Here is a 12730-nt window from a genome sequence, read left to right on the forward strand (position 1 = left end):
TGTATTTTATTCAGCAGTTAATTGAAACGCTTTTACTAATCGGTTAAAAATGGCTCCCATATCTTGATTTCCAAACCCGTTTGCTGCAAAAATTTCTGGGCTTGGCAATTCGTTTTTGACAGTATCAATAAACTTCTGCATATCCGCTTTTATGGTTTGTGGTAAATCAAACTGACTGTTTTCGGTAAGCATCATTACCATCCTGAATACATCGTATTTATGTTTTTTTATATCCACCGAACGTACATTTTGTCCTGCAGCCTTTCTTTCGGTATTGTTTAAAAAAGCAAATGCCTTTAGACAAATTAAAGTGTGTGGCGCAGCAAAATGTACTCCTTCTTTTATATCGCTATTCTCAATAGTGTATTTGTAATAGGTCTCGTCTAACAAGATTGCTGACAAACTTGACAAGCCCTCTTCTACCGGAATAGGTGTTAGGTGCGCTCCTTCATTGGCATCAATAACATCCGGAACTTTTGAAAATAATTCTAACTGTTTTGGATAATCCGGATTTTCCGGAGCTGCAAAACGATAACAGTTTCTTTCCTCTTGGTTCTTTTGTTGTATGGTATATTTTCCTTGTTTGATAAACTCCCAAAACTTAGCCACAAACTCGGGCGACAAAGCTTCAACAATTAATATCATATCAATATCATCGGTAGCACGAGGCGTAAAACCTGCTTCCTCAATAATAATATCACAAGCTGTACCGCCAATAATTATATAGCTATCTTGAAAATCTTTGAAATGTGCGCTAAAAGTGTCTAATCCTACTACCATATATATTTTTCTATTATTTGTTCTAAGCCCATTTCTATACGTTCATCAAGGCTATCTTTTAGAGATAGATATAATGACAATGGGTCAACTACTGCATTGTCATTTCCCATATCTTCCGCTAAAGCTTCTGGGTTGTATTTCCATACTTCTATGGCATATTGTCCTTCTCGGTCATTTGCATTTACTAAACCGTTATTTTTTTGCAAGAAATAAAATGCGTTTTTTTCAATGGCATAATATTGTTGTTTGCTTGGGTTCAAGCTAGTATATTCGGGCAATGCCGAAGCATTGGCTTTTAGCATAAAAACATTGCTAGGCAACACATCAACATATACCGTTTTTAGTACCGGACTTGACAAGAGTTTTTGTTCTTGAGCCGTGTACCATAATTCGCTTCTTTCTAAATTGAACTTGATGTACTTTTCTTTTTCTCCGTAAACTTCAATTAGCTCTCTCTGTTTTAATTCCTCTACAGCATAAGTAATTGCCATTGGTGTATATTTCAGTTTTTGGGCAATTCCTTTGAATGGATGCTCTTCAAGTTTCCAGTTTTGGTATCTGTGAATGATATGGTATAGTAACAAAAACTGCGCTGACGGCATTAAGACTTCGTTGCGCTGTTTAGGTTTTGGTTGCGTAAAGCTTTCATTTAAATGGATTAAGAGTTCCGGCAAGAAAATTTGTTTGCCCGGCACAATAAAGTTTATTCCTTTTTCTATTAGTCGTTTTCTGTTATACGATTGCAAATTATCCAATACTAATACAACTATTCTATTGAAAGTGTTTCTAAGCAATTGCAAGTGTTTGTCTGCTTGTAAAATACTCAAATCATCTTCATTTTTTAATTCTACCAACACTATGTCTTTGAAAAAAATCCTAGCCTCATATAGTTTATATGCTTGGGAAATATATATAGGTAAATTGCCAAAATCCCTATTGTGAATTGGGATTTCTACAGCATTTGTGCCCAATGTTTCGTTGATGTAATTAATAGCTTTTCTCATAACTTATATCTTAATAAAGTTGAAAATTTTCAATAAAGCGATTAACTTTATTGTGCAAATATAACTTTATTATATTGAAAATCATATATTAAAACACTTTTCTATATTAAACCTCCCATTTTCATTCCGTTGTACATAGCCTAATTGATTTGTTAGCATTTGTGTATTGCCAATTTTAAAATCGGAAGTATTGTGATGGCTATGCCCATAAATCCAATAATCTACATTAGACGCTTCAATTGCATCAAAAAGCTCTACGGCAAAAGCTTCATTTAATGTACTGTTTTTATATATTTTAGGATACTTCTTGAATGTAGGGACATGATGCGTTACCACTACATTTTTAGCCACCTTATCTACTTGTAATTCTTGATTGAGAAAATTGATACAGTCAGTGTGCAACTGATTATAAGCTTCCGCAGTAAATCTATTACCGTTGTATTTGATAACATGAAAATCACTTAGCCCTCGTTCTATATTCCATTGATTAGCAAGGCTAATTTTAGACCATAAAGTAGAAAATATCAACTTGGTATCTTGGTACTGTACGACTGAATTGTTTAACAAAATTACATTGCTTCTGATTTTTTCAAAAAATGTTCCTGTTCTATTAATCGCATCAAAGTAATAATATTCGTGATTACCCGGAATCCAGTAGGTCATTTCAAAATTATCTGCCAAATAATTAAAAATATCTTCGTGTTTATCCATGACAGCAAAAGGCACAATATCACCTGCCAATATCAATATATCCCCATTTGGAATTAAAGGATTGGCTTTAAAGAATTTCTTATTTTCAGGAAATTCTAAATGAAGGTCGGATGCATATTGTATTTTGCTTACGTGCATAGTTTAAATTGTTACCTTTTAACTTCTTGTTTTTAAATTAAATTTAACTCTTTTAAGTAGTTTTCCATTTGGATTTCTACTTCGGAAAGTTGTTTTTTTAGCTCTGTAATATTTTGATGAGTTGCTTTAATATCTACTTCTTCCTCTTCTTCAAAAGTATCTACATAACGAGGAATGTTTAAATTATAGTCGTTTTCAATAATATCAGCAATCGTAGCACGGTAACTGTATTTATCTTCTATAACAGCTCCTTTTTTAGTTGTTAGCGGTGCTGCCTCTTTGAATGCCTTAAACGAACTTACTATATGCTCAATGTCAATATCTCTAAATTTATTTTGGTTTTTACCACTCTCAAATTCTCTACTGGCATCCACAAATAGAATGTCTTTATTTGCACCTTTACCTCTGTTGAAAATTAATATTGCTGCCGGAATTCCTGTGCCAAAAAACAAATTAGCTGGCAAACCAATAACAGCTTCCAATAAGTTTTCATCAATTAATTTTTTACGGATTTGTCCTTCGCTACTACTGCGAAACAATACACCGTGAGGTACAATTACACCAACTTTACCAACGTCTTCATAAGTAGTTTCAATCATGTGGCTGATAAAAGCATAATCCCCTTTACTTTTTGGCGGAATACCTCTATGGAAACGGTTGAATTGGTCTGCTGTAGCTGTATCCGCTCCCCATTTGTCTAAACTAAAAGGAGGATTGGCTACAACAATATGAAACTTCATAAGACTGTCTTTCTCCAATAGTTTTGGATTGTTGATTGTGTCTCCCCATTCAATTGTTGCGCTATCCTGCTCATGCAAAAACATGTTCATTCGGCATAATGCCCAAGTACTTCCATTATTTTCTTGACCATACAAGGAGTAGTTTTTACCTTCAACTTCATTGGCTACTTTTATAAGTAATGAACCTGAACCACAAGTAGGGTCGCATATTCTGTTTCCGGGTTGCGGGTCAACTAATTTTGCTAACAAAGTACTTATTTCACTAGGCGTGTAAAACTCACCAGACTTCTTACCACTTTCCCCAGCAAATTTTGAAATTAGAAACTCGTAACTATCACCTATAATATCATTGCCTTCTAAATGCGATGGTTGTAAATCTAAAGCTGAAAAATCTACCAATAAATTTTTCATAATGGCATTACGCTGCTTTGTTTGACCAAATACTGTTTCGGAATTGAAAGAAATGCTTCGGAATACCATTGCTAATTTTGAGCGATTTGCATCCTCCAAAGCTGTTAAACCAATATCTATAATTTCGCCAATATTGGCTTCATTACGATTTTGAAAGAGGTAATCAAAATTACTTATTCCGGGTAATATGAAACGCTCTCTTTGCAATTGCCGTTTTACCATTTCTTCATTATCCGGGTACTTAATGCGATATTGCTCCACTTTGTCTTTCCAAACATCGGATAGGTATTTTATAAACAACAATGTTAGTATGTAATCTTTATATTGCTCACTTCCCATAACTGGGCGCAACGTATCACAAGCTTTCCAAACAATATTATTAATATCTCTTTGTGTAATTTTATTTTCTACCATAACTTATAATTGTTTTTACTTGTCCGTTTTTTTGTCTTTAATTAAATCATTCAAAGAAGCAATATTATTCTTTTCTAAATAGGTTCCTAAGTGCATATCACTTCTAACCCCTAAATCAATATCATACTTTTTTTCGATGGTTCCGATGTGCGTATCACTTCTCTTTTGTCTTAATTGCCCATCATCGTTTCTACTTCTGTCTCCTCTCATTCCGGGAGCATCATTATTCTTTTTCGCCATGACTGTGTTATTTTATGATTTTTGAAATTGTTGTTTGAAAAAGCTTTTGCTTTTCATTGATTAAGTTCTCTGTTAGTCTCATATCTTTAAGATGTAGTTCTTGCAATTGTACTACATTTTGTTGTTGCTCTAATGACAACAAATTAAATGTAAAGTCTGCTAATTCATTTTTACGAATTGATGGTATTGAACTTCCCGCTCCCGATTGTTGAAAATGTAGTATGTTTTTTGGAAGGTTTAAAACAGAAACTAAATAAGCCGGAATAACTCTTGTTTTGTTAGGTCTCAAAATAAAGAAAATAGAAGAGGCAATTGCCTTTCCAAACTCTTCTTTATATAATGTAGCAAAAAAACGAAACCCTTTTGCAACAAATAAAACATCTCCATCCTGCAAAAGACTTCCAATAGCTTTTGAATCTTCCTTTAAAAAGGTATCATTATCTCCAATAAATTGACCAAATTCATTAAAATGTTTAGCTTGTAAATACGAAATAGTACCGTCTTTACTAGGCTGACCATAGTAGCCAAATTGAATATTTGCAATTTCCTTTACTTTTACTTGCATAATATATTTTTGTAATATTATTCATTATAAATTCAAATATACAAAAAAAATCAAATATTAAAATTTATTTTATTGTACAATTATTCAAAAATAAATAATTGTACAATAAATATCCAATTAAACTATTTTACAAAAACCGTAATTATTCTATATTAAGAAATGGAAAATAAGCCCTCAAAACCCCAAATAAACCTCTTCATCATCTGCCTCACTAAATTCAGCTCTTAGTTCATCGGTATCTTCCAAACCACTGTCTTCTAAATATCGGTCATATTCAAGGTCATTTCGAACAATCTGGTAAGAACTTTGAGACCGTTCATAGCTCCGCAGAATATCCTCTTTCATGTCTTCTAACCACTCAAATAAACTCATTGGCTCTGCTCTTTCAGACTTTTCCTGATTCCCATCTTCATCTTCCTCCTCTTCTTCGTATTCCTCTTCTAGTTCATCTATTTCTTCTTGATAGCTTTCATACTGATCCCAATAACCTGAGATATACTCTGGGGCCCATTGACCTAACCCTTTTTTCTTTCTCCAATCGGGAATATGTGTATCGAAATATTTTGCAATTTTCTCATAGGTACCATCCCCTCCTCTTTCCTTTCATATAATTCAATCAGGTCTTCATTTTCAAAGAAAAAATCACCCATATCTGCAAACATATTATCCATAGTTATCTTAATTTAAATTGTTTTGGTTTTCTAATTTGTTCTTCTTCTGTGATGATGGGGGCTTTGTAGGTTTGTTGAACTTTTGGCTCCACCTTTTTTATTTCTTTCCTTGCTATAATTCTTTGTTCTAAATTCATCAAGGAATAATTTCTGCCTAATTTTGAACCTTTGAAGGTTACCCCCTTTCCCTCTATCATGAAAGATATTCCTCTTCCTAACTGCATCTTAATTTACCGTTTCTTTAATTCGGCCTTCAATTCCATTAAATCATCCGATATCATGAGGGCTTCATCTATCGAGGTTCTTAAATTGTCAGCTAAGTCACTTTCAGAAATGGATGCCACATTTTTGTTCTTTTTTAAAATATGCATCTGTGGTGCAATGGAAAATTCTAAATGAAGTTCTAACTTTCTAGATTATTCTTTGACGTGATAATGGATAAAAAATTAGTGGTGAAATTGAAATGACGGATATTTTTTAAAAAACCATAAAATAAAATTTGAAAAAAATCATACTTCTTTCAGCACCCTCTCCCATACGGGATTTACAGCCCTGAAAAATCTTTGCATTGCATCTATGTACCAATTAAATAAATCACCCCAATATATTTCATCATTAAACTTTCCTTCTAATTTATTTAAAAGTTCATTGGGCATATCAAATCTAACTCTTGAGGCTTTTTTCGTATCTAATCGTTCCCAAGTTATAATTCCATCAAAACTACTCTCAACTTCAGATTTGTGTCGAAATATTGCATCAAAATATATTTTGTTAGTGTCATTAGGTATATATAATTCTACTCTAAAATTCGTTTTACCTAAACAAAATGCGAATTTACTAGGCCCTTTCCAAAACCCTATACTATATTCTGTTTTTGAAGCTACGCGATCTAAGTAATCAATTTTTTGTTCTGTTAATTTACTTTTAAATTGACTCCAAAATTTAACTAAGCGTTGTTCTGACTCTTGGATATTCTTACTTTTATCTTGAACTTCTTTTTCTTTTTCCTGAGCATCAATCATAAACTCTTTGGTTTCTGGCAAAGGAATAATTTGTTCCACTTGCAAAAAAACATCATCTGACATTGAATAAGGAGTTGCTCTGAAACATTGAACTTGAATATTATGTCTGAGTAGCCATAATACAGTTGAAGTAACCTCTTTTCTGTAATTATTAGCAACAAAAATAATTCTTTGATCATTTTTATTTAACAACAATTCATCATCATTCTTTTCTAAAAAATCTAACAAATTTTGTTTGGCATCCTCATTATTTGACCATTTATCTAAATACGATTGAAAAATCTTTATTATTTGAGAAGTTGTTAAAGTGGAACAATAAGAGGCGTATTTTAATGCTTGCCAAACAACATCTCTACCAGTATCGTCCAATTTATTTTCAATGATAACTAAACCACCATTTTTATCAATTGCCAACAAATCCAATCGCTCATTTGTATCGTTAAATCCATCAAATTCCTTTTGAATGATAAGCAAATCTTCACCTAACATCTCTGGATTCTTTGCAATCCACTCTTGTAAATGCTGCCTTTCTCTTATATTTAAATCTCTAAATAGGCGTTGCTCTAATTTTTCAACATTATTTGATAATTTGTTTATTTTGTACATAGTAGGTGAAAATAATAGTAATTAGGACTTTTAGTAAAACAAAACTATTAAATATTGTTTAATAGAATTATTATTAAACATTTTATTGACATTTTATTATGACAAAATTTACTCAATTCAAGATTTTAAAAATTCTAATCTAAACCCAACATTTTATTTCAAATAATTATAAAATTCAACAACTTTTAAGATAACATTTTAACACATACATTATCACTATTTCAATATTCTCAAAGCTGCTAGAATGAATAAAAAACATAAAACGAGTTAAAATTATAAAAATTACTAATTCCTCAAATATTGATAATTTATATTTTAGCACCTTAAAAAGTGCATTTAACTTAATAATTAAGGCTTTTAATTTTTCAAGTCGTTAACAATACAATGAAAAAATTTTCTTTAATTTGCATTACAACTAAAGAACATTTTAAGTAATCCTATTATAAATAGTTATACAGTAAATTGAATTATTTCAATATTTAAAAAACAAGAAAGTGATGTACAAAGTGATGTACAAAGTGATGTGTATAAACCCAAAAACAAGTAAAAATTGAGTAATTTATAAAATATAAACAATTGACTATCAGCAATTTAAATAATATATCATTTTTGAAGCTACTCGCTTGTAATCAGTAGGTCATTGGTTCGATCCCGATAGGAGGCTCAGAAAGCTCAACAGAAATGTTGGGCTTTTTTGTTGATGGCATTAGTATTTTTTTTTGTAAATTAAACTAATTAATATTTGCATTTGATACTCTTTAGCCTAAAATATACACTTTCAAGGAGATTTCTCATTATTGGATTTATGCTGGTTTCAATTGGGACTTGGGCTCAGGAAAGGTATACCTATATGGGGAAAATAATGGATTCAAAAACAAAAGAGGTTATTCCTTTTGCCCATATATTTTTCAACAATACTTCGTATGGAACACAAGCAAATGAATCTGGTGAATTTAGTATTTCAAAAATTTATCCCGGACAATACCAGGTTCATGTTTCAAGTATCGGGTACGAAAACAAAATTTATTCTCTAAAAATTGAAGAAAATCACACGAATCTACTTCTATTTTTAAACGAAAGTTCAAAAGACTTAATTGAAGTTAAGGTTAGTGCTGGAAAAGATGTTAACTGGGAACGGAGTATGAAAATCTTTGAAAGGGAATTGTTGGGTAGAGGGTATTCTAAAAAAGAAATAAATATTCGAAATAGAGAAATTGTTGAATTTGAAAACAATGGAAACCTTAAAAGAAATTTTAAAGCAAAGGCAAAAGATGCTTTATTGATTGAAAACAATGTTTTGGGGTATTTATACAAGGGATTTTTAACGGAATTTGAAATCACCAATAAACAAACGCGCTATACACTTTCTGGTTATTTCGAACCGATGGAGCCAAAAGATTTAAAAGAGTTGGTTCGTTGGATTCGAAAAAGAAGATTTGCCTATGAAGGATCTTTACGACATTTTTTAAAAGCTTTTGTCGCAAATAATTTGGAGGAACAAGGGTTTTATGCAACGATAAACATTAGCGGAAAAAATGTAGGCTTCAACCCTATTCAATTCATTCATTCCACAACAGACACTTCGATAGTAATGCTGGATTTTCCGGGACTCATCAACTGCTATTACAGAAACTCAAAATTAAGTTCTATTTTAAAACCTCAATCAATCATTTATTGTACCCAAAGTGGACTCCTATTAAATCCTCTTTCCATGGAAACTAATGGCAAAATGGCAGATTTCAGAATGGCTGAAGAACTACCCACAGATTATATTTATCAAACTACTTTCCAAAAAGAAAAATCAATTGAGGAAAAGCTTTATTATTTACAAGGAAAAATTCCTTTAATGCGGTAAGTCTAAAAAATAATTAGAGTAACTTATTTTAAAAATAAGAACAAAATTATCCTATTATATCTGTTTTAGGTCAAATTTGACCTTGCTAAGCATTACAATAATTATGAATTTGTGGCATGATTATTGAAAAGGCGGATTTTGCTAAGAAAGTTGGAACTAATATTAGGAATATTAGACAATCTACAGGAAAAAGTATCGAACAATTAGCTCATGAGGCTAACATGGATCCCAAACAATTAAGGAGAATTGAATTAGGACAAATAAATACGAGTATTTATCACATTTACCTGATTGCAAATACATTAAAGATTAATATATCTGAAATATTTACAAATATTTTTTAAGATTACAATTTAGAAAACGGAGTATTGAAAACGCAGAAAGAATCTTACTGCGTTTTTTCATTTAAATAATTTAATTTTTACTAATCGGATTAACTCCTTCATACCAAAATTTTTAACTACAAAAAGAACATCAGAAATCTTGCGCAAAAAGTTTGGATAAAAAATATGATTATTTATTAGATATAATTTTTTATAAGATCGCACTAAATTAGGTTGGATACCGTTATAAGTGGTACTCTCAATATTACCATTTCGCATATTTTTCAGGCTTGTTCTCATTGCCCATTCGCCAGTTAATGTATTGGAATTCATAGGCGTGTAATACAAGCAATCTTTAAAAAAATAATGAGTAACTTGAGAATATCTTGAAGTACCTTCTTTTAAGACAGGCGAACCTCCGTGTATAATATTTGAAGACCAAATAAGTGCATCACCTTTTTTTGCCATGAAAACATTTTTCTTGAAATCAGTAACACTTAAATAATCTTCAATAAAATCTTCATATTGAGTATAATTATCATAGGAACTATCCAACATATCACTACGAAAATCATTAAAATTAAATTCTGGTGTTTTATGAGATCCAGGGTAATAAAATAAAGGTCCATTCTCTTCTGTAATATCCTCTAGGGCCACCCATACACCGCACATAAATCTAGGTGGTAAGCTACTGAAATGAATTGTGTCTGAATGTGCCCTTTGTTGGGAACCAAATTTAAAATTTAAGGTTTGAAAAGGGACTACTTCGCGATCATACAGTTTTTCTAAAACTGATAATATAGAAGGCTTACAAGACATTTGTCGGACTGGTTCTGAATACATCCAAAGGTCTTGACTTCTGCGCTCATCGCGCATATTTTCATAATTAAATTGGGGATTAAATGCCTTTTCATCCATTTCTTTTTTTACGGCATTTATCTCCTCATCAGAATATGCATTTTTTATAACTGCAAAACCATTCTGGTTAAAATCCCTAACAAGTTTTAATTCATCTTCTGAGAAATCTTTTGTCTGTAATATTCTTTCAAAAAATGGGGATTCAACCCAAGGTAAATTCATTTCCATCACTTTCTCAATTTAAACAAAATCAATTTCTAAAGGTAATTTACGCAACCTCTTACCGGTAGCGGCAAAAATTGCATTAGCTAAGGCTGGTGCCAATGGAGGAAGTCCTGGCTCACCTACCCCTTTCATTCTTCCACCTTCTTGTGTTAAAATGTGAATTTCTACTGCTGGCATTTCGTTGATTCGAATAACGGGATTATCATGAAAATTACTTTGCTCAGCTTTACCTCCAGCAAATGTAATCCCATTTTTTATAGCTGCTGTAATTCCCATTGCTACTGCACCTTCCATTTGTGCTTTCACTGTATCTGGATTGACAACTACCCCCAAATCAACTACCACATACACTTTATCTATTTTAATAGCATTGTTTATGCTTGAAACTTCTACCACTTGACCTGCTAATCCAGCAAAAAACTCATATTGCGCAACACCTCGTCCCTTTCCTTTTGGTAAGGGTTTCGACCAATTAGAAACTTCTTTTAATTTTTCCATCACTCGCTTGGTATCTGTTGGTTTGTTCAACATTCCCAAACGAAATTCCATTGGATCTTTACCTGCTTTTGCTGCTAATTCATCGATAAAACACTCATGCGCAAATGCAAGCGTAGATGAAGTAACAGATCGCCAATAACCAAATGGAATATGAACATCCGAATAAACATACATATTCTTCATATTCGGAATTTCATATTTTTGCTCACTGATTCCTTCAACCATTGTGGTATCCACTTTCGATTTGTCTTGCAAAGGCACGATAGTTGGTGAAATAACTTTATGCTGAAAAGTATCAATTTTACCATCCATAACTGTACCTTTCATGGCTGAGAAGGTAGGCGGACGGAAAGGTCCTAATTGGGTATCATCTTCCCTAGTCCAAACTAATTTTACGGGTTTTTTGATTGCTTTAGATAAATTAACGGCTTCCACAATAAAATCAGTTGCTAATCTACGTCCAAATCCACCACCATTGAAGCATACATTCAAATTGATATCGTCTTCCTTTAATCCAAATCGGTTGGTCAAATCACCTATAACCCAGGAAGGAACCTGAGTAGAAGCCCAAATTTCCAAGGTATTATTTTCCTTCCAATGTGCGGTGCAATTCATTGCTTCCATGGGAGAATGAGAAATAATAGGTGTTTCATATAAAGACTCCACTTGATCTTTTGATTCAGCAAATACTTTGTCAAAATCGCCATTGGAATGTTGTACTACACCCTCCGTTTTAGCTAAATCACGCAAGGATTGATTGTAATCTTTAGAATTAAATTTATTATTACCCCTATAATCCCAAGTAACATTTAAAGCTTTTCGCCCTTTCAAAGCCGACCAATAATTGGTTGCGACAACGGCAATTCCCGGATATTTATAAGCTCCTAAATCTCTTTCAATTTCTACAACTTGCAAAACTCCAGTTATTTTTTCCGTGGCAGATTTATCTACTTTTACCAAAGCTGCACCAAAAACAGGTGAACGTTCAACCGATGCATAAACCATATTAGGCAATACAGCATCAATTCCAAAAACTGCTGTTCCGTTCACTTTTGTAGGAATATCTTGGCGCTTAACTTCCTTTCCAATAATTTTAAAATCTTTTGGATTTTTTAGACTTGGACTTTTGGGTACTTCTAATGTAGAAGCAGTTTCTACTAAATCACTATAAGGCAAAGATTTTCCACTTGGACGATGGTAAACTTTTGCACGGTCTGCATAGCAATCTGTTATGGAACAATTCCATGCCTTTGCTGCTGCAGAAAGCAACATTTCCTTGGCTGAGGCACCCACTTTACGCATTTCATCGTAACTATTGCGAACAGAAAAACTACCTCCAGCAAATTGCGCATTGCCGTGTTTTTTTTGTCCACCTGATTGCTTAATCACATACTGATCTGGTCCAAGCTCTAATTCTTCCGCAATTAATGCCGTAATAGATTGCTGCGTCCCTTGACCCATTTCTGGCTTATTATTAATAAGGGTTATTTTTCCCGATTTTTCAATAATAACGTATGGACTCAAATTAAAAGATTGTCCAACTAAAGCACTCAAATTTTCAATTTTGGAAGCTCCATGTGCACTTGAAAAACCCAAAACCAAGGCTACTCCAGAAAGTCCAGAATACCTTATAAAATCACGGCGATTAACAGTTGAATTATTTGACATG

14 protein-coding genes are annotated in these 12730 nt (G+C 32.5%); 2 read left to right on the forward strand and 12 right to left on the reverse strand.

Features of this window, described 5'->3' with window-relative positions; all coding sequences use genetic code 11:
• Positions 1 to 6 precede the first annotated feature (6 nt).
• The 10 genes from EOJ36_RS02995 to EOJ36_RS03035 form a co-directional block, all read right to left on the reverse strand.
• Complete coding sequence (locus EOJ36_RS02995) at positions 7 to 780, reverse strand: hypothetical protein (protein WP_127802532.1); 774 nt, start codon at positions 778 to 780, stop codon at positions 7 to 9.
• Positions 774 to 1784: a MarR family transcriptional regulator gene (locus EOJ36_RS03000; RefSeq protein ID WP_127802533.1), complete on the reverse strand. Its 1011-nt coding sequence runs from the start codon at positions 1782 to 1784 to the stop codon at positions 774 to 776. Before EOJ36_RS03000 ends, EOJ36_RS02995 begins: the two co-directional genes overlap by 7 nt.
• Positions 1785 to 1865: 81 nt before the next feature.
• Positions 1866 to 2633, reverse strand: coding sequence for a metallophosphoesterase (locus EOJ36_RS03005; RefSeq protein WP_127802534.1), 768 nt, complete (start codon positions 2631 to 2633; stop codon positions 1866 to 1868).
• Positions 2634 to 2665: 32 nt separating this feature from the next.
• On the reverse strand, positions 2666 to 4198 hold the full coding sequence (locus EOJ36_RS03010; protein ID WP_127802535.1) for a type I restriction-modification system subunit M: 1533 nt from the start codon (positions 4196 to 4198) through the stop codon (positions 2666 to 2668).
• A 15-nt stretch (positions 4199 to 4213) separates the two neighbouring features.
• Complete coding sequence (locus tag EOJ36_RS03015) at positions 4214 to 4438, reverse strand: hypothetical protein (protein ID WP_238944380.1); 225 nt, start codon at positions 4436 to 4438, stop codon at positions 4214 to 4216.
• A 7-nt stretch (positions 4439 to 4445) separates the two neighbouring features.
• Complete coding sequence (locus EOJ36_RS03020; RefSeq protein WP_127802536.1) at positions 4446 to 5003, reverse strand: restriction endonuclease subunit S domain-containing protein; 558 nt, start codon at positions 5001 to 5003, stop codon at positions 4446 to 4448.
• Positions 5004 to 5177: 174 nt separating this feature from the next.
• Positions 5178 to 5375: a hypothetical protein gene (locus EOJ36_RS03025; RefSeq protein ID WP_127802537.1), complete on the reverse strand. Its 198-nt coding sequence runs from the start codon at positions 5373 to 5375 to the stop codon at positions 5178 to 5180.
• Positions 5376 to 5518: 143 nt separating this feature from the next.
• Positions 5519 to 5674 carry a hypothetical protein gene (locus tag EOJ36_RS11920; protein ID WP_164847824.1) on the reverse strand — a complete coding sequence of 52 codons (156 nt, stop codon included), beginning with the start codon at positions 5672 to 5674 and terminating at the stop codon, positions 5519 to 5521.
• A gap of 2 nt (positions 5675 to 5676) precedes the next feature.
• Entirely contained in the window at positions 5677 to 5898 is a 222-nt protein-coding gene (locus EOJ36_RS03030) for a hypothetical protein (protein ID WP_127802538.1), read from the reverse strand.
• Positions 5899 to 6183: 285 nt separating this feature from the next.
• The gene (locus EOJ36_RS03035; protein ID WP_127802539.1) at positions 6184 to 7302 is read right to left on the reverse strand and encodes a DUF4268 domain-containing protein; all 1119 of its coding nucleotides are present in this window, start codon (positions 7300 to 7302) and stop codon (positions 6184 to 6186) included.
• Between the two features lie 862 nt (positions 7303 to 8164).
• Between EOJ36_RS03035 and EOJ36_RS03040 the strand changes: the two genes are divergently transcribed.
• The gene (locus EOJ36_RS03040; RefSeq protein WP_238944381.1) at positions 8165 to 9157 is read left to right on the forward strand and encodes a carboxypeptidase-like regulatory domain-containing protein; all 993 of its coding nucleotides are present in this window, start codon (positions 8165 to 8167) and stop codon (positions 9155 to 9157) included.
• Between the two features lie 116 nt (positions 9158 to 9273).
• Positions 9274 to 9501: a helix-turn-helix domain-containing protein gene (locus EOJ36_RS12110; protein WP_127802541.1), complete on the forward strand. Its 228-nt coding sequence runs from the start codon at positions 9274 to 9276 to the stop codon at positions 9499 to 9501.
• Between the two features lie 57 nt (positions 9502 to 9558).
• On the opposite strand, the gene EOJ36_RS03050 is transcribed toward EOJ36_RS12110, so the two are convergent.
• Positions 9559 to 10566, reverse strand: a complete 1008-nt coding sequence (locus tag EOJ36_RS03050) for a phytanoyl-CoA dioxygenase family protein (RefSeq protein ID WP_127802542.1) — start codon at positions 10564 to 10566, stop codon at positions 9559 to 9561.
• Positions 10567 to 10578: 12 nt separating this feature from the next.
• Complete coding sequence (locus tag EOJ36_RS03055; RefSeq protein WP_127802543.1) at positions 10579 to 12729, reverse strand: xanthine dehydrogenase family protein molybdopterin-binding subunit; 2151 nt, start codon at positions 12727 to 12729, stop codon at positions 10579 to 10581.
• Position 12730 lies beyond the last annotated feature (1 nt).

Origin of the sequence: Sandaracinomonas limnophila, from assembly GCF_004005965.1 — a bacterium.
In the GTDB taxonomy this organism is placed as follows: Bacteria; Bacteroidota; Bacteroidia; order Cytophagales; family Spirosomataceae; genus Sandaracinomonas; species Sandaracinomonas limnophila.